This window comes from Deltaproteobacteria bacterium (genome assembly GCA_029210625.1).
GTDB lineage: Bacteria > Myxococcota > Myxococcia > SLRQ01 > SLRQ01 > JARGFU01.
The window spans coordinates 36,325-61,034 of record JARGFU010000028.1; the positions used below are offsets into that span (position 1 = coordinate 36,325).

The window sequence follows — 24,710 nt, forward strand, 5'->3', positions numbered from 1 at the left end:
ATGGCCAGACTCCACCTCGCGCTCCTCCTCCCGTTCCTCGCCGCTCTCTCCCTCGCCTGCGGGCCGCCCACCGACAGTGACGGCACCGACGCCGGTGGGAGCGACAGCGGCACCTCCGACGGCGGCACGACGGATGGGGGAGCGAGCGACGGCGGCGCAACGGACGGCGGCGCGACCGACGGTGGCGGGAGCGATGGCGGGGGCACGGACGGGGGCGTCACGAACCCGGCCTGCGCCGCCCTCCAGGATGGCTGGAACGTGGACTTCCTGGTGGACGGCGAGGCCCGCTCCTTCGTCCTGAACCTGCCCTCCGGCGCCGAGACCGACGGCCCCTGGCCGGTGGTCTTCGGCTGGCACGGCCTGGGCGGCAGCGCGACCGACTTCAGCAGCGTGCTTTCGCCCCACGTGAACGACCCGAACTTCCCCTTCATCGCCGTCTCGCCCGAGGACTCGGGCCTGATGATGTACGGCTACGAGGTGGACTGGGACGTCTTCACCGTCGACGCCGCCACCAACAAGGAGATGCGGCTCTTCGACGAGATCCTCGCCTGCCTGGAGGCCCGCTACGGGGTGGACGAGGACCGCGTGCACGTGACCGGCTTCTCCCTCGGCGGCGCGATGACCAACCTGACGGGCGTGGCCCGGGGCGGGCAGGTGGCCTCGGTCGCGGCCTTCTCCGGGGCCTACCTCTCCAACTCCGAGAACACGGCGGTCTTCGGGCCCCTGGCCGGCATGGTCAGCTGGCCGACGCCCTCGCACGGCAACGCCTACACCCAGCTGCTGATCCACGGAGGCCCGACGGACTCCTACACCCTGTCGATCGTGACCCTCCAGGCCGACGTCTTCGCCGAGAACGACGTCGGCTACCTCAACGGCATGGGCCACGACGCCATCCTCTGCGACCACGGCCAGGGTCATTCGGTCCCGCTCTACCTGATGCCCGCCACGGACATCCTGGACTTCTTCCAGGCGCACCCCCTGGGCACGACGGCCTCGCCCTACGCCAACGGGCTGCCGGGCTCGCTGGGCACCTACTGCACCTTCAGCGCCGGCAACTGAGGCGGCGCGCCCGGGAGGGGTCTCGCCGGAGAGGAGGCCACCCGGGCAGCACCTCTCCGCAGCCCCCCAGCTCGGCGGGGAGAGCGCCCGTCTTGCATCTCCGGGGCGCGGGGGCAGGTTGAGGCGGGTGCCCGTGAGCGGGCGCGGAGGAGGTGAGATGCCAGTCCCGGAGACCATGCGTGCGGTCGTGCTCGACGCCTATTCCGGTCCGGCGGGGCTGCGCCTCGACGAGGTGCCCACGCCGAGGCCGGGACCCGGTGAGGTCCTCATCGAGGTGGCGGGCTCCCCCATCAACCCCTCCGACCTGGCCTTCCTCGAGGGAAACTACGTTCCCCGTCCGCCGACCCCGACCCGTCCGGGGCTGGAGGGGGCGGGGAGGGTGGTCGAGGCCGGGCCGGGCCTCATGGGCCGCTACCTGAAGGGCAAGCGGGTGGCCTTCATCGCCGGCTCGGAGACCGGGGCCTGGGCCGAGTACGTGGTGGTTCCCAACGGCATGGCCCTGCCCCTGGGGGCCGGCGTCTCCCTGGAGTCGGGGGCGATGTCGGTCGTGAACCCGATGACGGCCCTGGCCCTCCTCGACCTCTGCCGCGAACGGCGCTGCCGGGCGGTGGTGAACACCGCGGCGGCGGGCGCCCTGGGCCGGATGATCGACCGGATCTTCGGCGCCGAGGGCATCGAGGTCATCAACGTCGTACGCCGGCCCGAGCAGGTCGAGAGCCTCCGGGCCCGGGGCGTGAAACACGTGCTGGACTCCTCGGCCGGGGACTTCGAGGCCTCGCTCCGCGAGCGCTGCAAGGCGCTGGGCGCCACCCTGGCCTTCGACGCCGTGGGCGGGAGCCTCACCGGGCAGCTGCTGGCGGGCCTGGAGCGGGGCTCGACCGTGATGGTCTACGGCGGGCTCTCCGAGCAGCCCTCCAGGGCCGAGATCGGAGACCTGATCTTCAGCGGCAAGACCCTCACCGGCTTCTGGCTGTCTCGCTGGATCCCCGCTCAGGGCGTCCTGAAGAACCTGCGGACCTGGAGGAGAGTCCAGGGGCTCCTCGAGGGGTCCCTGCGCAGCGAGCTGCGCTCGACCTTTCCCCTGGAGAAGGCCGCGGAGGCGGTGGTCGCCTATCAGGGCGCCATGAGCGCCGGGAAGGTGCTGCTCGTCCCGCAGGCCGGCTGAGCGGCGCGCGCGCCCGGGGCTCCGGTGCGCTACCCGGCCGGGTACTCGGCGTCGTGGTAGACGTTCTGCACGTCGTCGCAGTCGTCGAGCATCTCGAGCAGCTTGTCCATGGTGGCGACGTCGTCGCCCTCGATCTTGATCGAGCCCTTGGAGACGAAGCGGATCTCGTCCACGTCGAACTCGATCTCGCCGAAGGTGTCGAGGATGACCTGCTTGGCGTTGCCGTACTCGGTGGGCGGCACGAAGATCGTCAGCTTGCCCTCCTCCGCCTCGATCTCGCCGACGTCGACGTCCGCGCCGAGCAGCGCCTCGAAGGCGGCCTCCTCGGTGCCCGCGAAGACGAAGACCGCGACGTGGTCGAAGAGGTGGGCCACGGTGCCCGGGGTGCCGAGCTTGCACTTGGACTTGGTGAAGCAGTTCCGGACCTCACCGACGGTGCGGGTGGGGTTGTCCGTGAGGCAGTCGACGATCACCGAGGTGCCGCCGGGGCCGAAGCCCTCGTAGCGCGCAGGGGCGTAGTCCTCGCCGACGCCGCCCGAGGCCTTCTCGAGCGCCTTGTCGATGATGTGGGAGGGGACCTGATCCCGCTTGGCCCGCTCGATCAGCCCGCGCAGGGCGAGGTTGCCGTTGGGATCGGCGCCGCCGGCCTTGGCGACCACGTAGAGCTCCCGGCCGTACTTGCTGTAGATCTTGGTCTTGCGGGCGGCCGTCTTGGCCATCGAGGCCTTGCGATTCTCGAAAGTCCGTCCCATTGCGCTGCTCCAGGGTGAGGTGGGCCGGGGAGTCTACCGAAAAGACCCGGGCTCAGCCCAGAGTGTCGCCAAAGCGGGGCCAGGCCCACCTGCGTGGGCCTCAGGGCAGCGCCGCTCGCTCGAGCTCGATCAGCAGCCCGGCGCAGGCCTCGGTGACCTGCACCTGGTCGGTGGGGAGCACCACCAGCCCGCTGAGGCACTCGGAGACCGTGGCCGGGTAGGTGGTCCGGGGCGCCGCCCCGAAGATGGTCTGCACCGCGCCGCTGCCATCCACCACCCCGGTGTCGTCGGCCAGGACCAGCCGGATCGAGGTCCGCGAGGTGATGTAGAGGTTGCCGAAGGAGTCGCAGCCCAGCCCTCGCGGGGTGTCCACCGAGAAGGCCCAGGCCGGGCTGCCCTGGCCGGAGGAGGCGGCGGCGCCGTCACCGAGCACGGTGGAGACGAGGTCGGAGGTGGCCTCGACCCGCCGCACGCGGTTGTTCCCCTGATCGGCGATGAAGAGGTCACCGTTGCGACAGCGGGTCACCGAGGCGGGCCGGTAGAGCAGGGCCTGGTTCGCTGGCAGGCCGTCGCCGAAGAAGCCCAGGGTCTGGGGGGTGCCCGCGATGGTGGTCACGGTGTCGGCGGAGAGATCGATGACCCGGATGGCGTGGTTTCCGGTGTCGGCGACGTAGAGGAGCTGCGCGGCGGAGTCGACGAAGAGCCCCTGGGGCTCCCGGAACCTCGCGCCGGAGGCCGGGCCGTCGGCGAAGCCCGCGGCGCCGGCGGCGTTGGCGAGGGGCAGGACGGTCCAGGTGGTGGTGTCGCGGCTGTCGACGGCGGTGACGGCCTGGATGCGGTGATTGGAGGTCTCGCTCAGGTAGAGGATCTGGTTGTCCTCGTCCCAGGCCACGCCGCCCACCGATCCGAAGGTCTGGCTGCGGTAGAGCGCCAGGTTCGAGGTGGCGGAGATCTGGGGATAGCGGCCGGCCACCACCTCGAGGGTGGCGGTGTCGGTGAAGGCCGCCTCCACCGTGCCGGTCCCGCCGGCCGCGAAGAGGGTCTTGTCGGGAGCCACGGCCAGGTCGACCGGGCTCGCGAGCCGGGCGCCGACCAGAGGCCCCACCCCGTAGGGGGCCACCACCCCGGCCACGGTGGTGATGATGCCGGTGGCGGCGTCGACGCGGCGGATCCTCTGGAAGTTGTACTCCGAGATGAAGAGGTTCCCCCCGGCGTCGAGAGCGACGTCCCGGGGTCCCATCACCCGGCTGGCGGTCGAGGGGCCTCCGTCCTGGAAGCTGCCCGAGCCGGCGGTGACCGAGCTGATCAGCCCGGAGACCGCGTCGACCCGGCGGACCCGCTGGTTGAAGCTGTCTCCGATGTAGAGGTGTCCCTGGGCGTCGACGGCCAGCCCATTGGGCCAGTTGAGGTTGGAGGACGTGGCGGCGATGCCGTCCCCGAGGAAGCCCGCGGTGCCGGTCCCGGCGTAGGTCGAGATGTTGCCGGTCGCCGGATCGACGCGGCGGACCACGTGGTAGCCCTCGTCGGAGATGAAGAGGTTCCCGTCGGCGTCGACGGCCACGTCCCGGATCGTGCCGAGGCGCGCCGCGGTGGCCGGGCCACCGTCTCCCGTGTAGCCGTAGGAGCCCGTCCCGGCGACCGTGGTGACGGCCTGGGTGAGCGCGTCGACCCGGGCCACCCGGCGGTCGAGGGTGCGGGCGACGTAGAGGTTGCCGGCGGCGTCCAGCGCGAGCCCGTTGGGCATGGGGACGGTGACGTAGGTGTCGATCACGCCGGTCGCGGCGTCGATCCGGCGAATGCGCCCCGTGTTCCCGTCGCCCACGTAGACGTTCCCGCTGGCGTCCGAGACCAGGCTGGAGACCTGGCCGAGCTCGGCGTCGGTGGCGGGGCCGCCGTCGCCCGAGAAGCCTCGCTTCCCCGTGCCGGCGACGGTGGTGAGCACGCCGGTGGTGCCATCGATCCGGCGCAGCAGGTACTCGTTGGCGGGCGCGAAGTAGAGATCGCCGTCGGGGGTGATGGTCAGCGACGGGTCGAGCACCGGGGCCGGGGTGGCGGTGGCGAAGCGGCCCTCACCCGAGTAGGCGAGCGTGCCCAGCACCGTGTCGATCACCCCCGTGGCGGCGTCCACCCGGCCGAGCCGCTCGTTGAAGGCGATGTAGAAGTTCCCCGCGGGGTCGACGGCCACCTGGTGGATCGAGCTGAGCAGGACGCTGGTGGCCGGCACACCGTCGGCGTCCACGGTCCCGGAGCCCGCGACGAGGCTGATGATCTGGGTGCTGGCGTCGACGAAGCGGACCCGCTGGTTGGCCGAGATGTAGAGGTTGCCCGCGCTGTCGACCGTGACGCCCTCGGTGACGCCGAGCCGGGCGGCGGTGGCGGGGCCGCCGTCGTTCCAGCCGGAGGCCGCGGGGTCGCCGGCCACGGTCGTGATCACCTGGGTCGTGGCGTCGACGCGGCGGACGCGCTCGTTCTGTCGGTCGGCGATGTAGAGGTTGCCGGCCGGGTCGAGGGCGACGCGCAGCGGTCGATCGAGCTGCGCGCTGGCGGCCGGGATGCCGTCTCCGTTGTAGCCGGCGGTGCCGGTGCCGGCGACGGTGGTGATGATCCCGGTCCGGGCGTCGATCCGGCGCACCCGGTGAGCGCTGTCGTCGGCGAAGTAGAGGTTCCCGAGGCCGTCGACCGCGATCCCGGTGGCGGTCTGCAGGGTGGCGGTGGCGGCCGGGCCGCCGTCCCCGCTGGTCGAGGACGTCCCGTTTCCGGCGAGGGTGGAGATCATCCCGGTCTGGGCGTCGATCCGGCGGATCCGGGCGGCCTCACCGATGAAGAGGTTGCCGAGGCCGTCGACCGCGAATCCCACGGGGTTCCGCAGCGAGGCGCCGGTGGCCAGCTGATCGTCGCCGTTGTAGGCGTTGACGCCGGTGCCCGCGACGACGATGGCCGCCCCCGTGCTGGCGTCGAGGCGATACACCCGTTGACCGGGGGAGTCGGTGACGAAGAGGTTTCCGTGGCGGTCCATCGCGACGTTCGAGGCCTGGCTCAGCCCGACCTCGGTGCCCGCCGCGCTGCCCCCGATCCGGGTCAGGGCCGCCCAGGTGGTGGCCACGCAGGCATCGCAGCCGTCGGCCGGGTTCAGGTTGCCGTCGTCGCAGGGCTCGTCCGCGTCGACCACCGCGTCTCCGCAGACCTCCACCTTGCGGCAGTCCCCGCGGCAGCCGTCGCCGCTCGCCGTGTTGCCGTCGTCGCAGACCTCTGCCGCGGCGAAGATCACGCCGTCCCCACACACGTCCTGCAGGCAGCCGTGGCAACCATCGGTGTCGAGGGTGTTCCCGTCGTCGCACTCCTCGCCGGCCTGCACGATGCGGTCGCCGCAGACGGGCAGGGTGCAGGCGTTGGTGCAGCCGTCGTTGTCGACGTCGTTCGCGTCGTCGCACTCCTCGTCGGGTGAGACCACGCCGTTCCCGCAGGTGGTCACGGTGCAGTTCGCGTCGCAGCCGTCTCCGCTGACGAGGTTGCCGTCGTCGCAGGCCTCGGTCCCGGTCACCACGCCGTTGCCGCAGGCGGTCACGGTGCAGTTCGCGTCGCAGCCGTCCCCCGAGCTCAGGTTGCCGTCGTCGCAGACCTCGGCCCCGGCGACCACGCCGTTGCCGCAGGCGGTCGGGCGGCAGTTGCTGTCGCAGCCGTCGCCGTCCACGGCGTTGCCGTCGTCGCAGATCTCGGCCCCGGTCACCACGCCGTTGCCGCAGGCGGTCGCGGTGCAGTTCACGTCGCAGCCGTCTCCGCTGACGAGGTTGCCGTCGTCGCAGGTCTCGGTGCCGGCCACCACGCCGTTGCCGCAGGCGGTCGGCCTGCAGTTGGTGTCGCAGCCGTCGCCGTCCACGGCGTTGCCGTCGTCGCAGACCTCGCTCCCGCTCACCACGCCGTTGCCGCAGGCCGTGACCGTGCAGTTCGCGTCGCAGCCGTCTCCGCTCGTGAGGTTCCCGTCGTCGCAGATCTCGTCTCCGGCCAGCACGCCGTTGCCGCAGGCGGACACCCGGCAGCCGTCGTCGCAGCCGTCGCCGTCGATGTCGTTGCCGTCGTCGCAGGCCTCCCGTCCCGGGTTCAGCACCCCGTCGCCGCAGACGTTCGGCACACAGGTCGAGAGGCAGTCGTCGGCGTCCTCGCCGTTGCCGTCGTCACAGCCCTCGGCGAGGAGGTTCTGGATCCCGTCGCCGCACACGTTCGCGAGGCAGGAGGGGAGGCAGCCATCCCGGGCCTCCGCGTTGCCGTCGTCGCAGGCCTCGACCCCCTCCTGAACGATGCCGTCACCGCAGCTCGGCAGCCCGCAGCTGTTCCGGCAGCCGTCGGTGTCCACGCCGTTGCCGTCGTCACAGGCCTCGAGGGCGTGGTGGACGATGCCGTCGCCGCAGCGCGCCACCGTGCAGGAGGTCGTGCAGGCGTCGGTGTCCACGTCGTTGCCGTCGTCGCAGGCCTCGCCGGCCGAGACGGTCACCACGCCGTCGCCGCAGCGGGGGGCCACGCAGGCGCCGCTCATGCAGATGCCGTCCACCTCGCACTCGTTGCCGTCCGGAGCCCAGGCCGCGTCGTCTCCCTCCCGCACGACGCAGGGGTGGTCGGGCGAGACGCAGAGGCCGACCTCGAGGACGCAGAGCAGGCCCGCGGGGCAGTGGGCGGTCTCCTTGCAGAGCACCTGCACCTGCTCCGGCGTGGCCTCCTCGAAGGTGCAGCCGCCGACGAGGATGAGGATCGAAGATGCGAGCGCGAGTCGAGCGACCATGAAGCCTCCAGCAAGGTTTCCTGGGTCCCACGTCGTGTGGGAGCGCACGCTCGATAGTAGATCATCGGCCGGGCAGGTTTCTCGGCCGCCCCGCGAGCGCGAGCGAGAGAACCAACGCGAACGGCCCGACGAGGGAGCGCGGGGCTCTCCTCACCGGGCCGGTGCTGGAAGTCGGGGCTGCCGGACCGGCAGCCTAGCCGATGCCTCACCCACCCCCGCCGCAGGAGGGGGCGGGGATCTGGCCGCCGCCGCCGCCGTAGCTGCCCCCGCCGACCGCGAAGGCCGACATCTGGGGACCGGCGGGCTCACCGCACTCGGGGCAGGGGACGGGCTCCTCGCGCTCGGAGATCCGGCGGATCTTCTCGAAGGTGCGCTCACAGGGCTGGCAACGGTACTCGTAGAGGGGCATGGATCGAGGTCTCCTGCGGGCTTTGAGCCAGCTCCCAGGATAAGGATTCAGAGCTCGTCGGAAAAGAGGCTCCTCGCCCGGGGGTGGTGGCGGACGCTGGGGGGCGGCCGCTTCCGGGAGCGGAAGAGGTGGACGGCGAAGAGGCCGAAGACGAAGCCCCCGATGTGGGCGAACCAGGCGGTGCCGCCGCCCCCGGGGGCGCCGAGGAGCTGGAAGAGGAACCACAGGCCCAGGAAGAAGAGGGCCGGGATCTCCACCAGCCGGATGAAGACGAAGATCGGCACCAGGGTGAGAACCCGGGCCCGGGGGTAGAGCATCAGGTAGGCCCCCAGCACCGCCGCGATCGCTCCGGAGGCGCCGACCATCGGCACCTGGGAGGCCGGCTCCACCGCGATCTGCAGGCCGGCGGCGGCCAGCCCTCCCAGGAGGTAGAAGAGGAGGAAGCGGACGTGACCGAGGGCGTCCTCGATGTTGTCGGCGAAGACCCAGAGGAAGAGCATGTTGCCGCCCAGGTGCAGCCAGCCCCCGTGGAGGAACATGCTGGTCAGCAGGGTCGCCGCCTCGGGGAGGGGGGTGAGGGGGGCGAGCGCCAGGGAGGGATCGAGGAGCTCGGCCGGGCGCAGGCCGAAGGTCCAGATCATCTGCTCGAAGCCCGTCTGCAGGAGGAGCTGCCGGCCCCCCCCGGCGTCAGCGACCACCCCGGGCTGGGGCATTGCGACGAGCTCCAGCCCGAAAGCCACCACGTTCAGGGCGAGGAGCGCGTAGGTGAGGAAGGGGATGCGCTCGCTCTCGAGGTTGTCTCGCAGGGGGATCATCGCTGCAAAGCATAGGGATTCCTCTTGATTTTGGTAGCGTCCTCACCTATACGCAGCGCGTCAAAGTTGAACACCCCTGACATTCGCGTCGCGATCTGGCGCCGGGGGCGAGCGCGGCGACAGAAGCGGGACGGCGGGCGAAAACTGGAACCCCCCGGAAAAACGAAGAAAATCGAAGACGAGGCGGGGACGGCCGATCCCGGAGCCGGTGCTGGCACCTGGATTGCTCTGCGCATTGGTCGACAAAGCAGCGAAATCCCCAAATCGAGCAGTCGAGCACCCCGAAGAGAGACAGCAGCCTACGATGCCTTCCCATCACCAGCGGACCCTTCAGAAGAGGGTGGAGATCTCCGGCGTGGGGCTCCACTCCGGTGAGCAGGTCCACCTGAGCGTCTCGCCCGCCGCCGCCAACACCGGCCTGGTCTTCGTTCGCACCGATCTCGGCAAGCGCGTCGAGATCCCGGCCCGGGTCGAGAACGTCGTCGACACCCGCTTCGCCACCACCCTGGGCCGCACCGTCGACGGGGTCAGCGCGACGGTCGGCACGGTCGAGCACCTCCTCTCCGCCTTCGCAGGGCTGGGGATCGACAACGCCCGCATCGAGCTCGACGGCCCCGAGATCCCGATCCTCGACGGCTCGGCGGCGCCCTTCGTCTTCCTCCTGCGCGGGGCGGGCGTCCGGCAGCAGCGCGCCCTCAAGCGCTTCCTCGTGGTCCGCAAGACCGTCGAGGTCAGCGAGGAGGGCAAGCTGGCCCGGCTCTCGCCGGCCCGCGGCTTCCGGGTCACCTGCAGCATCGACTTCGACCACCCGCTGGTCGGCCGCCAGAAGCTGCGCTTCGACTTCTCCGACCGCGACTACCACCGCGAGATCTGCCGCGCGCGCACCTTCGGCTTCCTGGCCGAGGTCGAGGCCCTCAAGGCCGCCGGGCTGGCGCAGGGCGGCTCCCTCGCCAACGCCGTGGTCATCGATCGCTTCTCGATCCTCAACCGCGAGGGCCTGCGCTTCCCCGACGAGTTCGTCCGGCACAAGGTGCTGGACAGCCTCGGCGACCTGGCCCTCCTGGGGATGCCGGTGATCGGCCACCTCGAGAGCCACCGCTCCGGGCACGCCCTGAACCACAAGCTCTCCGCGGCGCTCCTGGCCGATCCCTCCGCCTTCGAGATCCTCGAGGTGCGTGAGCCGGCCGACGTGGGCCGCCTCGGGGTGCGCCTGCCGGCGCTGGGCCTGGCCGAGGCCAGCTAGACCGGGGACGGAAAGAAAAAGGGCGGGGCCCTTCACCTCTTCCCCCCAACTCGACGCCCCGCCGCAACCCCTACCTACGGGGTGCGGCAGGGATTGGCAAGCCTCGGATCAGCCGCCCTGCTTCTCGAGCTGATCGTCGATCTCCGGGGTCCAGCGCAGGATGGGGCGCCGGGCGGCCCGCGTCTCGTCCAGGCGCTCGCGCACGGGGCGGGTGGGGGCGGCGTGGAGGAGCTCGGGGCTCTCCTTCGCCTCCCGGGCGATCTGGGCCATCGCGGCCACGAAGGCCTCGATGCCCTCCCGGGTCTCGGTCTCGGTGGGCTCGATCATCAGCGCGCCGGACACGACCAGCGGGAAGTAGACGGTCGGCGGGTGGAAGCCGAAGTCGATGAGGCGCTTGGCCACGTCGAGGGTGGAGACGCCGTGGGCCTGCACGGCCGCGTCGGTGAAGACCGACTCGTGGAGGGTCTCGCTGGCGAAGGCCAGGGGCCAGGCGCCGCCCTCCTCGGACTCGAGGCGGTGGCGCAGGTAGCGGGCGTTGAGCACCGCGAGCTCGGTGGCGGACTTCAGGCCGGCCGCGCCCAGCTCGCGGATGAAGGTGTGCGCCCGCGCCAGCACCCCGAAGTTGCCGTAGAAGGCCTTCAGGGCCCCGATGGAGTCGGGGCGGTCCTCGACCAGCCGGTAGGCCTCTCCCTCCTTGACCACCCGGGGGATGGGCAGGAAGCGCTCGAGGTCCGCCCGCACCGCCACCGGGCCGGCGCCGGGGCCGCCGCCGCCGTGGGGGGTGCTGAAGGTCTTGTGGAGGTTGAAGTGCATCAGGTCCACGCCCATGTCGCCGGGGCGGGCGTGGCCCATCAGGGCGTTGAGGTTCGCTCCGTCGCAGTAGACCAGGCCGCCGCCCTCGTGGACGACGCTCGCGATCTCGGCGATCTCCCGCTCGAAGATCCCCAGGGTGTTGGGGTTGGTCAGCATGATGCCGGCGACCTCGTCGTCCATCGCCTCCTTCACGGTCTCGGCGTGGACCCAGCCCTGCTCGCCGGCCCGGATCTCGACGACCTCGTAGCCCGCGAGGGCGCTGGTCGCCGGGTTGGTGCCGTGGGCCGAGGCGGGCACGAGGATCTTCGAGCGCGGGCGGCCGTGGGTGGCCTCCTGCCAGGCCCGGATGATCAGCACCCCGGCGAGCTCGCCCTGGGCGCCGGCGGCCGGCTGCAGGGTGCAGGCGTCCAGCCCGCTGATGCCGCAGAGGGCCTGCTCCAGCTCGTACATGAGGCGCAGCGGGCCCTGGGCGTCCTCCTCCTCGAGGAAGGGGTGGGCCCGGGCGATGCCCGGCAGCCGCGCCATCGCCTCGTTCACCCGCGGGTTGTACTTCATCGTGCAGGAGCCCAGGGGGAAGAGGCCGCTGTCGATGCCGTAGTTCCACTGGGAGATGCGGGTGAAGTGGCGGACCACCTCGGGCTCGGAGACCTCGGGCAGGCCCTCGCCGGCCTCGGGCTCGCCCCGCAGGTAGCGCGCCGGGATCTCGCTGGCCGGATCGACCTCGGGGACGCCGACGGGCGGCAGCGAGGCGCCGCTGCGGCCCGGGGCGCCGCGCTCGAAGAGCAGGGGCTCCTCCAGGGCGAGGCCGGTGGTGCCGGGGGGCAGGCTGGCGTCGGGGCGGAAGGGGTGGCCGCTCATGCTGCACCTCCCGGGGCCGCGGCCAGCGTGTCGGCCAGCGCCTGGATCGCCGCGGGGGCGTGGACCTCGGTGACCGCGAGGAGGAGGCCCTCCGGATACTCGTCGTAGTAGCGGGAGAGGGCGAAGCCGCCCTCCAGCCCCACCTCGCGCAGGCGGCGCCGGGCGCCGGCCGGATCGGCGATCTTCACCGTGAACTCGTTGAAGACCGGGCCCGAGAAGCGGGGCTCCAGGCCGGCCGCGGAGAGGAGCTTCCGGGCGTGGTGCGCCCGCTGCCAGTTGATCCGCGCCAGGTCGCGCAGGCCGTGGCGGCCGAGGAGGGCGAGGTGGATCGTCGCCGCGGTCGCGCAGAGGCCCTGGTTGGTGCAGATGTTCGAGGTGGCCTTGGCCCGGCGGATGTGCTGCTCGCGGGCGGAGAGGGTGAGCACGAAGCCGCGGCGGCCCTTGCGATCGACCGTGGCGCCGCAGAGGCGGCCGGGCATCTGGCGCAGGAACTTCTCGGTGGCGGCGAAGAAGCCGACCGAGGGTCCGCCGAAGCTCATGCCGTTGCCGAAGCTGCCGAGCTCGCCCACGGCGATCTGCACGCCGAGGCGGCCGGGCGCGGCCAGCAGGCCCAGGGCGACGGCCTCGGTGGTGATCGAGATCGGGATGGCGCCCGTGGGCTCGCAGCGCCGGGCGATCTCGTCGAGGGGCTCGATCACGCCGAAGAAGTTCGGGTAGCCGGCGATGACGCAGGCCACCTCCTGGCCGCCGGCGGCCAGCGCGGCCTCGAGGGCGGGCAGGTCCATCTGGCCGGTGGCGTCGTCCACCGGGATCGTCACCACCTCGCCCTCGCCGTGGTGCAGGTAGGTGTCGAGCACCCGGCGGTAGAGGGGGTGGATGGCCCGGGAGACCAGCACCTTCGTGCTCTTGCGGCGGCTGCGCAGGGCCAGCAGCGCCGCCTCGGCCATCGCGTGGGCGCCGTCGTACATCGAGGCGTTGGAGACCTCGAGGCCGGTGAGGGCGCAGACCATGGTCTGGTACTCGAAGATCGTCTGCAGCGTCCCCTGGCTCACCTCGGGCTGGTAGGGCGTGTAGGCCGTGAGGATCTCGCCTCGCAGGAGCAGGTCGCTGACCACGGCCGGGACGTGGTGCGGGTAGGAGCCCGCGCCGAGGAAGGGGCGGCCGCTGGTGCACGCCTGCAGCGAGGTCAGCTCGTCGACGAGCCCCTGCTCGTCCAGCGGTGGAGGGAGGTCGAGCTCAGCGCGGAGGCGCAGGGCCTCCGGGATGCTCTCGAAGAGGGCGTCGAGGTTCTCGACGCCGATCGCGGCCAGCATGGCCTCGACCTCTGCGTCGGTGTGAGGCAGGTAGCGCATGGCGAAGATCGAGGCTCCCCTTCTTGTGGGCTGTCGGTTCGCTATTTCAGGAGTCGCTCTCGACGTGCGCGGCGTAGGCGGCGTCGTCGAGGAGGCCGTCGTAGGCGTCGGCGCTGGCCGGCTTCACCCGGATCATCCAGGCGTCCCCGTAGGGATCCTCGTTGACCTTCTCGGGGGCGTCGACCAGGTCCTCGTTCACGGCGGTGACCTCGCCCGAGACCGGGGCGAAGAGCTCGGAGACGGCCTTGGTGGACTCGACGGTGCCGAAGGGCGCGCCGGCGGAGACCTCGTCGCCGACCTCGGGGAGCTCGACGTAGACGACGTCGCCGAGGGAGGACTGGGCGTGATCCGTGATGCCGATGATCAGCTCGTCACCGTCCTTCCGGATCCACTCGTGGTCCTGGGTGTAGCGCAGGTCGTCGGGGATGTGGGCCATGGTGGTTCTCCTCGGGTCGTTGGGAGGGGGGGGACATTCGTAGCGCCGTGGGTGCCTTTTGGGGAAGGCCCTGGACGATAGAGCCTCTGGAGGCCTCTAGCGCTTCACGAAGGGGGGTTTGACGACCTCGGCCGCCACCGGCCGGCCCCGCAGATCGATCTGCAGGGTGGAGCCCGATCGGGCCAGGCCCTTCGCGACGTAGGCCATTCCGATGGGCTCCTTGAGGGTGGGGCTCATCGTGCCGCTGGTCACCACGCCCACCTCGGCGCCGCTCTCGTCGAGGACCCGCATGCCCTGGCGGGGCACGCCCCGGCCCTTGAGGACGAAGGCGACGAGCTTCTGGCGGGGGCCGGCGGCCTTGGCCGCGATCAGGGCCTCGCGCCCGACGAAGTCGCCCTTGTCGAGCTTCACCGTCCACGCGAGGCCGGCCTCGTAGGGATCGTGGCTCTCGTCGATGTCGTTGCCATAGAGGGCGTACTTCATCTCGAGGCGCAGGGTGTCCCGGGCGCCGAGGCCGCAGGGGAGGGCGCCGGCCTCGACCAGGCGATCCCAGAGGCCCCGGGCGACCTCGGGGGCGCAGAAGAGCTCGAAGCCGTCCTCGCCGGTGTAGCCGGTGCGGGCGATGATGCAGGGGAAGCCGGCGACCTCGCCCTCGACGAAGTGGTAGCGCTCGATGGGCTCGAGGGGGGTCTGGGTCAGCGCCTGGACCAGGGCCGGGGCCTTCGGGCCCTGCACGGCGAGCTGGGCCCATCGATCGCCCTCGTCCACCGGCTGCGGCTCGCCCGCGGTGTGGGCCAGCATGTGCTGGAAGTCCTTCTCCCGGTTCGAGGCGTTCACGCAGACCAGGACCTTCTCGGCCGAGAAGCGGTAGCAGACCACGTCGTCGACGAAGCCACCCTCGGGCGTGAGCAGCCCGGCGTAGGCCGCCTGCCCGTCGGCGAGGCCGGCGATGTCGTTGGTGACCAGGTGGTCGACCGCCGCGACGGCGCCGGGACCCTCGAAGACGATCTCGCCCATGTGGGAGACGTCGAAGAGGCCCACGGCCTCTCGCACGGCGTTGTGCTCGGCGATGACGCCGCTGTACTGCACCGGCATCTCGAAGCCCGCGAAGGGGACGATCTTGGCGCCGGCGGCCACGTGGGCCTCGTAGAGGGGGGTACGCTTCAGCTCGCTCATGACGGGTCCTTCGCTGCCTCGAGGGTGTTCTGCATCAGGGTGGCGATGGTCATCGGACCGACGCCGCCGGGGACCGGAGTGATGACCGAGGCCCGCGCCTCGGCCGCCGCGAACTCGACGTCGCCGACCAGGCCCTCGTCGGTGCGGTTGATGCCCACGTCGATGACGACGGCGCCCTCCTTGATCCAGGCGCCCTTCACGAACTCGGGGCGGCCGATGGCGGCCACCACGAGGTCGGCCTCGGCCACCCGCGCGGGGAGATCGCGGGTGCGGGAGTGGGCGATGGTGACGGTGGCGTTCTGCTCCATCAGGAGGAGGGCCATCGGCTTGCCGACGATGTTGCTGCGGCCGACGATCAGCGCGCGCTTGCCCTCGAGCTCTACCTCCATCTCCTCGAGGAGGCGCATGATCCCCAGGGGGGTGCAGGAGCGCAGGCCCGCCCGCCCGGTGAGGAGCTTGCCGGCGTTGAGGGGGTGGAAGCCGTCCACGTCCTTCTCGGGGGCGACCCGGTCGAGGATCGTCTGCTCGTCGAGGTGGGAGGGCAGGGGGAGCTGCACCAGGATGCCGTGCACCTCGGGGTTCGCGTTGAGTTCGTCCACCAGGGCCAGGAGGGCCTCCTGGGTGATGTCCGGCTCGGGCCGGTGGGGGAAGGAGGCGATCCCCACCTGCTTGCAGGCGCGGTGCTTGCCCCGGACGTAGACCTCGCTGCCCGGGTCGCTGCCCACCAGGATGGTCGCCAGGCCCGGGACGATGCCCCGCTCGGCCTGGAGGGCCTCGACGCCCCGGGCGACCTCCTCCCGCACCTTCTTCGCGATTGCCTTGCCGTCGATGAGCCTGGCCATGGTCGATCCTCCCGCTCTTCTGGATGGGACCAGCCCGATCGTCTAGCGCAGATCGACCCGCTGGCCCAGAGGCCCCTTGGCATCCCTCCCCGGGCGCGATACGCCTCCGTCCATGCCCTACTGCCCAGCCTGCCGTTCCGAGTTCCGGGAGGGGTTCGACCACTGCGCGAGCTGCGACCGCGCCCTGGTCGACGAGCTCCCCGACGTCTCTCTCGAGGGGATCGAGGCCGTGGAGGCCGCGGTGCGCTCCGGGGAGGCGATCATCGTCGCCCGGGGCAGTCTCCAGGACGTCCGCCGGATGCAGGAGGTCCTCGCGGACTTCCGGGTGCCGGCGGTGGTCACCGGCGACGCGGCCTCCTGCACCTCCGGGAGCTGCAGCGCCACCTACGACGTGGCGGTACACCCCGACTCGGTGCGGGACGCCCAGAACGCCCTGGCCGCGAACTACCAGGCGATGCTGGTGAACGAGGGCGTGGACCCCGCCTCGGTGGAGGGGGTCGTCGAGCTCGAGTCGGGCGGTGAGACCCAGTGCCCGGCCTGCGAGACCCTCTTCGTCCCCGAGGACGCCGCCTCGGCCGAGTGCCCGGACTGCGGGCTCTTCCTGGGGATCCCGGGCTGATGCGCCTCGCCAGCCGGATCCTGGTCGCGGCCCTCCTCCTCGCCCCCGGCGCGGTCCTGGGCCAGGCCGAGGGTGTGGCCGTCGAGACCGAGGAGCTGGGCGAGGAGCTCCTCCCGCCTCCGCCGGCGGTCGACGAGGCGGACCGCCCCGAGGAGGAGCAGCGCGAGTTCATCAAGGGGGAGCTCACCCGGGTGGGCGCCTCCCAGCTCGCCCTGGCCCGCCGCCGCTTCGGCGTCCTCGTGGGCTACGAGCTCATCGAGGAGGTGCAGGAGGACGGCAACGTCGACGGCGGCCACTACCTGCGCCTCACCCCCAGCGTCGATCTGCGCTCGAAGGACGGGAAGTTCTCGGCGGGCTTCGGCGTCCCCCTGCGCCTGCTGATCTACGGGCCCGGCGGCTTCGATGACGCCGGCCAGATCCGGAAGAAGGACTGGGACGAGCCCTCGGACTTCGCCCAGGTCATCCGCTACCTCACCTACGGCGGCAAGGAGCAGAAGTTCTTCCTCCAGATCAGCCAGCTCGACGCGGCGACCCTCGGCCACGGGCCGATCCTGCGGCGCTACTTCGCCAACGCGGACATGGACTCCCGGCGGGTGGGCCTCGCCTTCGACACCTACGGGCGCTACGCCGGCTTCGAGCTGCACGTGGCCGACCTGGTCACCCCCTTCGAGCTCGCCCTCCAGACCGAGTCGAACGTCGGCCTGGTCACCGGCGGCCTCGTCTTCGTGAAGCCCCTGGCCGCCTTCGGCGACGGCGTCGTCGCCCGCTCGCTCTCCATCGGCGTGACCTGGGCCGGCGAGCTCAACGCCCCCCTGCAGCTGAGCTACGACCCCATCGGCCGGGTCGTCACCGAGCCGGGGGAGCTCAAGCCCGAGTACGTCGGCGGCCTGGTCGACCTGATGGGCTTCGACCTGGAGCTGAAGGTCCTCAAGACCCGCCAGGCCGACCTGAAGCCCTTCGTCGACTTCTCCTTCCGGCGGGACGCCTTCTTCGCCGGACAGGGCGGCTGGGGCGGCACCCTCGGCCTCCTCGGGCGCTTCAACTACGAGGGCAAGGGCGAGAAGAAGCGCATCCACGCCCTGCGCGGGGTCTTCGAGCTGCGCACCCACGCCGGCAACTACATCCCGGCCTACTTCGACAGCTTCTACGAGGTGGAGAAGTTCGCCTACCTGCAGCGGCCCGACGGCGCCGGCAACCTCCAGTGGATCACCAAGAACGCCGCCCTCGACGAGCGCGACCCCGCCGAGATGGCCTACGGCCTCTACTTCGAGCTCTCCTGGGCCCCCCAGGATCTCTTCGCCCTGGGCACCGCCCTCGAGCTCTCGACCGCCGAGCGGGGGAACAACTTCTACCTCCACCTCGAGGTGCCCGCCGGCCGCTACTTCCAGTTCCTGGTCACCTACCACAAGCGGGGCTTCGCCGACGCGGCGAGCTTCTTCGACTTCCAGGCCGACGACAACACGCTGGTGGCCGCGGTGCGGGTCGAGGTGCTGCCCATCCTCTGGCTGAACCTCCGCGCCTACCAGGCCTTCCAGTTCAACATCGCCGATCCCACGGTGAAGCTCTTCGAGCCGGTCCGCGGCTTCCAGTTCGAGGTCGAGCTGGGCTGGGAGCTGGCGCGGCGAGGGTCCTGATCGCCTTGGCCACCGTCCTCATCGTCGACGACGACGTCTTCTTCACCCGCTTGATCAAGGACCTGGTCAGCCGGATGGGGCACCGTCCGGTGACGGTGAACTCCGGGGAGGCCGCCCTCGAGCGGCTGCCGGCCGAGGATCCGGAGCTGCTCATCACCGACCACCTGATGCACCCGATGGACGGCCTCGAGCTCTGCCGCCGGGTGCGAGAGCTGCCCGCCTTCGTCGATCTGCCCATCCTGATGATCACCGCCCGCCAGGGCCTCGACATCTGGGAGAAGGGCGCCGGCCTCGGGGTGGTGGCGGTCATCGAGAAGCCCTTCGAGTTCCCGGAGCTCGAGGCGAGGGTGCGGCGCCTGCTCGCGGCGAGCGCCCGGGCGTTGCCCGCGCCCCGGGCCGGCCGGCTGGAGGGCGACCTCGAGTCCCTGGAGCTGACGGTGCTGGTGCAGGGGCTGAACCTGCAGCGCAAGACCGGCTGCCTGACCATCGAGGGGAGCGGCGACGCGCCCGAGGTGCGGATCTGGTTCGAGAAGGGCGAGGTCCACTCGGTCACCTCCGAGGAGCGCCCGACCGAGGAGGGCAAGGCGCTGCTCGCGGGCCTCTCGACCCGGCGCGAGGGCGCCTACGTCTTCGAGGCGAACACGGTCCTCCCGCCGGATCCGAACCTGAGGATGAACTTCTTCGACGTGGTGCTGCTCCTGGGCGGCGACTGACGCTTCAGTCGACCAGCCAGAGCAGGGGCAGGAAGCGCGGGTCCGGCGTGTCGCCGGCGAGGTAGACCGGCCGGACCTCGGCGACCAGCCGGGCGAAGGCCCGGGCCACCATGCGGCGGGCGCCCTCGTCCTCTCCGGTGAGCTCGGCGGCCAGCGTGCGCCAGGGCTCGAGGACGAGCGCGCCGTCGGGGGCGAAGAGGGCGGCGAGCCCCCGGGAGGCCTCTTCGGGCGTGAGCGGCGCGAGGCCTCCCTCGCGTCCGGCGGCCCGGGCGCAGAGGAGGGTGGCGATGCGGGCGGCGAGGGCCGGGGAGGTCTCGTCCTCCTCGTGGGCCTCCAGGTGGAGGGCGCCCCCGGCGCCCAGCAGCCTCGCGGCGGCGCCGGCCATCTCGACGACCTGCCGGCCCAGGGCGAGCTGGGCGAGGCTGGAGAAGGGGAGGTACCCCTCGGGCAGCTCGCCCAGGGGGGCCTCGCCCTCCTCGAGGTAGGCCTCGGGGTTGCCCGGCCAGCCGCGGCGGTGGGCCTCGGTCACGGCCCGGGCCAGGACCGGGCGCCGCTGCAGCAGGCCCTCGATGCCGCTGCGCTCGGGCTCGTCGAAGTGGGAGGCGAGCGCCTCTCCTCCGAGCCCGGCGCCCTCGAGGGCACGCTTCAGCGCCGCCTGCAGGTCGAGGCCGAGGGTGAAGCCGACCTGGAAGAGCGCCTTGAGCGCCCGCTCCTGGAGGAGCCCGGAGGCGACGGCCTCGTCGCCCCCCGAGAGCTCCTCGAGGGCCAGCGAGAGGGTGGCGTGCACCCGGGCGGTGGTCAGCCGCACCGCCTCGTCGTCGTGGGTCGGCACCCGGTCGGCGACCAGCGCCATGTTGCAGAGGTAGAGGAGGGCGCGATCGAGGTGGGTGCGGGGCCCGACCCCGAGCACCCGCCCGGCGGCGCGCTGGAGGAAGCTCTCGGCGGGCAGCTGGGCGAGCTGGAAGCCCGGCACGTTCTCCGGGGAGGCCGGCTGGGCCGGCAGCTCGGCCTTCGGATCCCGGCGGGCGTAGAGCCCGAGGGCCAGCTCGAGGGGGGGGAAGCCGAGGTCCTCCATCCGGGCCGTGCGCACCTGCAGGGCCGCCTCGGAGAGCTCCGAGTCGAGCTCGACCCGCACCGCCGAGAGCAGGCGCGCGGCGCCGAAGGCGTCGATCGCGTAGATCTCGTCGAGCATCCGGCGCAGGGCCTTGCCCTCGGTGGTGTCGGGCTCGGTGTAGGCCACGTAGAAGTTCCCGCAGGGGGTGGTCTCCCAGGTGAGGTCCTCCGAGCCTGGCCGCGGCGGCGGCCGGGGGGCCTCCTCCTCCTCGCGGCGATCGACGATGTGCAGCCCGCCGCGCAGGATCAGCTCGATGATCTCGAGGTCGAGGGACTGGAGCTTGGGCCGGTAGGCCTCGTCGTCCGCGTCCCGCACCACCTCCAGCCACTCGAGGACCCGGTCGGTCTGCAGCTGGGCGCCCTCGGGGTGGGGCTCCCAGGCCTCGAGATCCACGAAGCCCTGGAACTGCTCCGGGGTGGCCATGCTCACCAGCAGGCCGGCGTCGGCGAGCCCCACGTCCTTGATCAGGTAGTAGAGGTCCTCGGTGGGCAGGGCCCGGATGAGGGAGCGGGCGTTCTCCTTCGAGAGGAGCACGTCCATCCGCTTGCGGCCGCTGGAGTGGGCGATCTGCCGCCCGAGGGCCTCGCTGGCGGGAGCGAGGGGGACGATCTTCGAGGACGCGTCGGCCACGGGTTACCTCTCGGCTGAGTCGGTGCCTTCGAAAGAAGAAAAAGGAACGGGCCGGCCTCGAAGGGCCATCGCTCTAAAAGGTTCACGTCCACCGCTGCCGGATGCACCGGTGAACGTGTGTCTTCAACCCTGAACGCTGGGATCCCGTGGGGCCAGCCCGTATCCGAATGCTCGAAGATGGTTCGGGGAGAGCCCCGAGCGCAGCCTAGGCCGCCTTCACGATGCGACCCGACTTGATGCAGCGGGTGCAGACGCGAAGCGTCTTCGTGGCGCCGTTCACCACGGCCCGGACCTTCTGCAGGTTGGGCAGCCAGCGGCGGCGAGACTTGTTGTTGGCGTGGGAGACGTTGTTCCCCGACTGGGGACCCTTCCCGCAAAGTTCACAGCGACGAGCCATTTGTTACTCCAGACGTGAAGCGAAGCGGCGTAGATACACAATGGCGTGCCGCCTTGCAAGGGGGGGTCGCCGGTCCGGCGGATCCCTGAGCCGAGTCAAGTAATTACAGGCACTTGGGTGGGGTGGTGCCGGATCCACACCGGGGCCGGAGAAGTGATAGGCTGCCCCCCATGCGAGCTGATGGAGCACTCCGTGGGGGTCGGTGGACCCTGTTCCTGGTGGCCCTCCTGGCCCTGATCCTGCCCCTCGCGGCCCCGGCGCAGGAGCGCGGGCCGATCGCCCTGGGCGCCCTGGGCGAGGACGCGAAGGCCCCCGACGCCCTGAAGGGCGCCCGGACCGGCCTGAAGGACGCGGGCTTCGCCCTGCGGCCGCCGCGTCAGGTCACCGCCGCCGCCGGCGCCCCCCTCGCCGCCCTCGCGGCGGCCTGCGCCGGGCGGGCGGCCTGCTACGACGGGATCGCCAAGTCGGTGGAGGGCGAGGTCTGGCTCCTCGACATCGTCCGGGGTGAGTACGTGATGCAGGTCGTCCTCCACCGGGGCCTCCCCGGCGGCGGGGGCGGCTCCAGCCAGCTGACCATCTTCAACGAGGGAGAGGTCGAGGCCGCCGCCTACGGACTGGTGGTGGAGGCCGGGAAGCTCGAGGCGAAGGGGAAGCTCTCGATCACCAGCCAGCCCGAGGGCGCCGACGTGCGGATCTCCGGGCAGCTGATCGGCCAGACCCCGGTGAAGGGCTTCGTCGCCAAGGCCGGCGCCGTGCGGGTGGACGTCGAGTCGAAGGGCTTCGAGGACGTCAGCCGCCTCGTGCTCCTGCAGCCGGGGGCCGAGGTCAGCCTCGAGCACACCCTCGAGGTGAAGCTGGACGAGATCCCGCTGGCGGATCTCGACGAGCCCGCCGTGGACGCGACGGCCCCCACCGGGGGAGAGGCGGCCATCACCACCATCTCGGACCTGAGCCCGACCGAGGCCGCGCGGATGGCCCTGCCTCCCCTGGCCTCCACGACCGTCACCCCCGAGCGCAAGAGCATCCGCCTGCCCACCTGGTTCGCGGCGGGGCTGGGCGTGGTCGCCCTGGGCGGCGGCGCCTACTTCGGGATGAACGCCAACTCCCAGGTGAAGTCGGCCCGCGCCGAGACCGTGCAGCTCCAGGTGCAGTCCTTCAACGAGGCAGCCCAGTCCAGCGCGATGAAGGCGAACGTCTTCTTCGGGGTGGGCGCGGCGGCGATGGGGACGGCCACCTACCTGCTGATCCGCGATCTGAGCCGCTGAACCGCACCTGCGGTCCCCTCCGAACAAGATGGTCCAGCCCAGTGAAGCCGTCACGCTCGTCTACGGCATCATCGCCCTGGTCACGCTCGCGTGGGTGATCCGCGGTCTCGAGCTTCCCGGTCTGCGCTGGATGGTCGCAGGCGTGGCGCTCATCGGCCTGGCCTACGTCTTCACCATCGTCGAGGGCTTCGTCTGGCACGCGCTCTTCGACACGCTGGAGCACAACTGCTACGCCCTCGCGGGGGTCGCCTTCCTAGTGGGCACCCTGCGCCTGGTGCGCTCCTCGGTGCGCGAGGAGAGGCCGCGACGATGACCATCGAGGTCGTCGCCGCGGCGCTGGTCGCCAGCCTCACCTTCTTCATGGCCTTCGGCCTCTCGTTGGTGGCTCGGCACCGGCTCCTCGATCGCCCTGCCCGGATCTTCCTCGCGGTGTCCATGCTCACCTACGGCCTGGTGAGCGTCTCGAACCTGCTCGAGCACGGCGGGATCACCGCGGCGTTCGATCCCTACGAGGACTTCCTCGAGATCCTCTTCCTCCCCTTCTTCCTCTTCTTCGTCTACGTCGCCTCCCGGAACGCGGTGCAGCAGAAGCTGGCGGCCGAGGAGGGGGTCCTCGCCGCGACCCTCGAGGCCGTGGGGGACGCGGTCATCGGCATCGACGCCCTCGGCCGCATTCGCTGGACCAATGGAGCGACGACGGAGCTCCTGGGAGAGCTCGAGCCGGCCCGGGACCTGAGACTCCGGGACCTCCTGGACCACTCGGAAGGGGAGCCGCTCAGCGTCGAGGAGGAGGAGAGCCTCCTGGAGTTCGCAGGTGGCGCGGGGCCGGTCCGCCTTCGCTCTCGCCGTGCGGGACGGCCCCTCGAGGTCCGGATCGCCCCGGTCGGCAGGGCCCTGGTCGATGGCGTGCGCACGGTGGTGGTCATCCGTGACCTGGCCACCCAGCTGGCGCACGAGCAGCAGATGCTCGAGATGTCCCGGGTCGAGGCCCTCGGCGTGATGGCCGGCGGCCTCGCTCACGACTTCAACAACCTCCTGATGTCCATCTCGGGCAACGTCGAGCTCGTGCAGATCAAGGATCCTCCGGCCGGCGTGGGGCGTCGGGCCCTGGAAGACGCGATGATCGCCATCCACCAGGTCGGAGAGCTGACCCAGAAGTTGCTGCTGCTCTCCCGGAAGCAGGTCACCCAGCAGCGCCTGCAGCCCATCACGCCCGTCCTCGAGGAGGCCGCGCTGCTGGTGAGAGCGCGTAGGGACATCGAGTTCCAGCTGGCGCTCCCCAGGGACCTGCCCGAGCTCTCCTTCGACCACGCCCAGATCCTCCAGCTCTTCAACAACCTGGTGCTCAACGCGGCGCAGGCCATGCCCGACGGAGGCGCCCTGCGCGTGTCCGCGCAGGCCGAGCGCGACTCGGTACTGGTGACGGTCAGCGACGAGGGAGAGGGCATCGCCCCCGAGCACCTGTCGACGATCTTCGACCCCTACGTGACGACGAAGGAGGAGGGCACGGGCCTGGGCCTGGCGGTGGTCCGGGCGGTAGTCCGCAACCACCATGGACGCATCGAGGTGGACTCCACGCCGGGCGAGGGCACCAGCTTCAAGGTCTGGCTGCCCAGGGCAATCTGAAGGGGAGGGTGGCAACGCCCCTCGAGCCCTCCCCTGGCCGGGGATCGAGAAAGGTACACGAGAAAGGTACCCGAGAAAGGTACCCGAGAAAGGTACCACCCACTTGGCCCCGAGAAAGGTACCCGAGAAAGGTACCGAGAAAGGTACTACCGAGAAAGGTACCACCCACTTGGCCCCGAGAAAGGTACCCGAGAAAGGTACGGAGAAAGGTACCGGAGAAAGGTACGGAGAAAGGTACCACCCACTTGGCCCGGAGAAAGGTACTGGCCGAGAAAGGTACCACCCACTTGGCTGGCGGACCGAGAACGGTACAGAGAGAGAGAAAGGTACAGAGAGAGAGAGAGAAAGGTACCACCCACTTGGCGGACCGATCCCCGGCCAGCCTGATTGAGGGCCGGACCAGTTTCGTGTCTACCGGGCCATAAGCCCCGTATTTTTAGGGGGTTCCATGTTGGCCCCTCCCTTGCTGATGGCTCCCGCATGGCACGTCCACTGCGCTACTCGGAGCCCTGGCAACCCGTCGAGATCACCGCCCGCACCACCCAGGGGCGCTTTCTCCTCAAACCCTGCAAGAGGCTCAACGCCCTCATCGCCGGCATCCTCGCCATCGCCAAGGAACGCTACGACGTCCACATCTATAACTTCGTCTTCCTCTCCAACCACTTTCACCTCCTCGCCGCCGCTGCCTCTCCGAGGGTTCTCTCGTCCTTCATGGGCTTCGTCATGGGCAACATCGCCCGGGAGGCCGGCCGTCTCTACGGATGGGAGGGACCCTTCTGGGCCCGGCGCCATCGGGTGATCCCCATCGTCGATGAAGCCTCTCTCATCGAGCGGATGCGCTACATCTTCGAGAACGGCTGCAAGGAAGGCCTCGTCACCCATCCGGCGCTCTGGCCCGGCCTCAACGCCGTCGAGGCCCTCACGAGGGGTACTCCGACCGAGGGTCTCTGGGTGGACCGGACCTCGTTCTACCGGGCACGCAGGCAGGGAAGGCTGGACCTGACGGAGGAGGACTTCA

General features: G+C 71.1%; 21 protein-coding genes. 10 read left to right on the plus strand and 11 right to left on the minus strand.

Annotated features, from left to right (window positions below):
• A complete protein-coding gene (locus P1V51_21150; protein MDF1565558.1) occupies positions 1-1,059 on the plus strand; it encodes a hypothetical protein in 1,059 nt (352 codons plus the stop codon).
• 157 nt (positions 1,060-1,216) lie between these two features.
• A complete protein-coding gene (locus P1V51_21155; GenBank protein MDF1565559.1) occupies positions 1,217-2,224 on the plus strand; it encodes a zinc-binding dehydrogenase in 1,008 nt (335 codons plus the stop codon).
• A 29-nt stretch (positions 2,225-2,253) separates the two neighbouring features.
• On the opposite strand, the gene P1V51_21160 is transcribed toward P1V51_21155, so the two are convergent.
• The 4 genes from P1V51_21160 to P1V51_21175 form a co-directional block, all read right to left on the minus strand.
• On the minus strand, positions 2,254-2,976 hold the full coding sequence (locus tag P1V51_21160; protein ID MDF1565560.1) for a YebC/PmpR family DNA-binding transcriptional regulator: 723 nt from the start codon (positions 2,974-2,976) through the stop codon (positions 2,254-2,256).
• Positions 2,977-3,076: 100 nt separating this feature from the next.
• The gene (locus P1V51_21165; protein ID MDF1565561.1) at positions 3,077-7,750 is read right to left on the minus strand and encodes a DUF4215 domain-containing protein; all 4,674 of its coding nucleotides are present in this window, start codon (positions 7,748-7,750) and stop codon (positions 3,077-3,079) included.
• A 205-nt stretch (positions 7,751-7,955) separates the two neighbouring features.
• A complete protein-coding gene (locus tag P1V51_21170) occupies positions 7,956-8,159 on the minus strand; it encodes a zinc ribbon domain-containing protein (protein ID MDF1565562.1) in 204 nt (67 codons plus the stop codon).
• A 47-nt stretch (positions 8,160-8,206) separates the two neighbouring features.
• A complete protein-coding gene (locus P1V51_21175) occupies positions 8,207-8,974 on the minus strand; it encodes a rhomboid family intramembrane serine protease (protein ID MDF1565563.1) in 768 nt (255 codons plus the stop codon).
• A gap of 304 nt (positions 8,975-9,278) precedes the next feature.
• Between P1V51_21175 and lpxC the strand changes: the two genes are divergently transcribed.
• Positions 9,279-10,217, plus strand: a complete 939-nt coding sequence (gene lpxC, locus P1V51_21180) for a UDP-3-O-acyl-N-acetylglucosamine deacetylase (protein ID MDF1565564.1) — start codon at positions 9,279-9,281, stop codon at positions 10,215-10,217.
• A 108-nt stretch (positions 10,218-10,325) separates the two neighbouring features.
• Here lpxC and gcvPB read toward each other — a convergent pair whose 3' ends face one another.
• The 5 genes from gcvPB to folD form a co-directional block, all read right to left on the minus strand.
• On the minus strand, positions 10,326-11,888 hold the full coding sequence (gene gcvPB / locus P1V51_21185; GenBank protein MDF1565565.1) for an aminomethyl-transferring glycine dehydrogenase subunit GcvPB: 1,563 nt from the start codon (positions 11,886-11,888) through the stop codon (positions 10,326-10,328).
• Positions 11,885-13,240, minus strand: coding sequence for an aminomethyl-transferring glycine dehydrogenase subunit GcvPA (gcvPA, locus tag P1V51_21190; protein ID MDF1565566.1), 1,356 nt, complete (start codon positions 13,238-13,240; stop codon positions 11,885-11,887). The genes gcvPB and gcvPA overlap by 4 nt, the downstream gene beginning before the upstream one ends.
• A 46-nt stretch (positions 13,241-13,286) precedes the next feature.
• Complete coding sequence (gcvH, locus tag P1V51_21195; protein MDF1565567.1) at positions 13,287-13,676, minus strand: glycine cleavage system protein GcvH; 390 nt, start codon at positions 13,674-13,676, stop codon at positions 13,287-13,289.
• Positions 13,677-13,772: 96 nt separating this feature from the next.
• Positions 13,773-14,852: a glycine cleavage system aminomethyltransferase GcvT gene (gene gcvT, locus P1V51_21200; GenBank protein MDF1565568.1), complete on the minus strand. Its 1,080-nt coding sequence runs from the start codon at positions 14,850-14,852 to the stop codon at positions 13,773-13,775.
• A complete protein-coding gene (gene folD / locus P1V51_21205; GenBank protein ID MDF1565569.1) occupies positions 14,849-15,694 on the minus strand; it encodes a bifunctional methylenetetrahydrofolate dehydrogenase/methenyltetrahydrofolate cyclohydrolase FolD in 846 nt (281 codons plus the stop codon). Before folD ends, gcvT begins: the two co-directional genes overlap by 4 nt.
• Positions 15,695-15,806: 112 nt before the next feature.
• On the opposite strand from folD, the gene P1V51_21210 reads away from it, so the two are divergent.
• The 3 genes from P1V51_21210 to P1V51_21220 are packed head-to-tail and all read left to right on the plus strand — an operon-like array spanning position 15,807 to position 18,660.
• Positions 15,807-16,313, plus strand: coding sequence for a hypothetical protein (locus P1V51_21210; protein MDF1565570.1), 507 nt, complete (start codon positions 15,807-15,809; stop codon positions 16,311-16,313).
• Positions 16,313-17,947, plus strand: coding sequence for a hypothetical protein (locus tag P1V51_21215; protein MDF1565571.1), 1,635 nt, complete (start codon positions 16,313-16,315; stop codon positions 17,945-17,947). The genes P1V51_21210 and P1V51_21215 overlap by 1 nt, the downstream gene beginning before the upstream one ends.
• 5 nt (positions 17,948-17,952) lie before the next feature.
• Complete coding sequence (locus P1V51_21220; protein ID MDF1565572.1) at positions 17,953-18,660, plus strand: response regulator; 708 nt, start codon at positions 17,953-17,955, stop codon at positions 18,658-18,660.
• A gap of 4 nt (positions 18,661-18,664) precedes the next feature.
• On the opposite strand, the gene P1V51_21225 is transcribed toward P1V51_21220, so the two are convergent.
• Complete coding sequence (locus P1V51_21225) at positions 18,665-20,404, minus strand: DUF6178 family protein (GenBank protein ID MDF1565573.1); 1,740 nt, start codon at positions 20,402-20,404, stop codon at positions 18,665-18,667.
• A 205-nt stretch (positions 20,405-20,609) separates the two neighbouring features.
• Positions 20,610-20,801: a 50S ribosomal protein L28 gene (gene rpmB, locus P1V51_21230; protein ID MDF1565574.1), complete on the minus strand. Its 192-nt coding sequence runs from the start codon at positions 20,799-20,801 to the stop codon at positions 20,610-20,612.
• A gap of 170 nt (positions 20,802-20,971) precedes the next feature.
• Between rpmB and P1V51_21235 the strand changes: the two genes are divergently transcribed.
• The 4 genes from P1V51_21235 to P1V51_21250 all read left to right on the plus strand — a co-directional run.
• On the plus strand, positions 20,972-22,066 hold the full coding sequence (locus P1V51_21235; protein ID MDF1565575.1) for a PEGA domain-containing protein: 1,095 nt from the start codon (positions 20,972-20,974) through the stop codon (positions 22,064-22,066).
• A gap of 28 nt (positions 22,067-22,094) precedes the next feature.
• Positions 22,095-22,379 (plus strand): hypothetical protein, encoded by a 285-nt coding sequence (locus P1V51_21240; GenBank protein ID MDF1565576.1) that lies wholly within the window; start codon positions 22,095-22,097, stop codon positions 22,377-22,379.
• Positions 22,376-23,692 carry an ATP-binding protein gene (locus P1V51_21245; GenBank protein MDF1565577.1) on the plus strand — a complete coding sequence of 439 codons (1,317 nt, stop codon included), beginning with the start codon at positions 22,376-22,378 and terminating at the stop codon, positions 23,690-23,692. Before P1V51_21240 ends, P1V51_21245 begins: the two co-directional genes overlap by 4 nt.
• A gap of 480 nt (positions 23,693-24,172) precedes the next feature.
• A partial coding sequence (locus P1V51_21250) for a transposase (protein ID MDF1565578.1) occupies positions 24,173-24,710 on the plus strand: 538 nt, incomplete at its 3' end.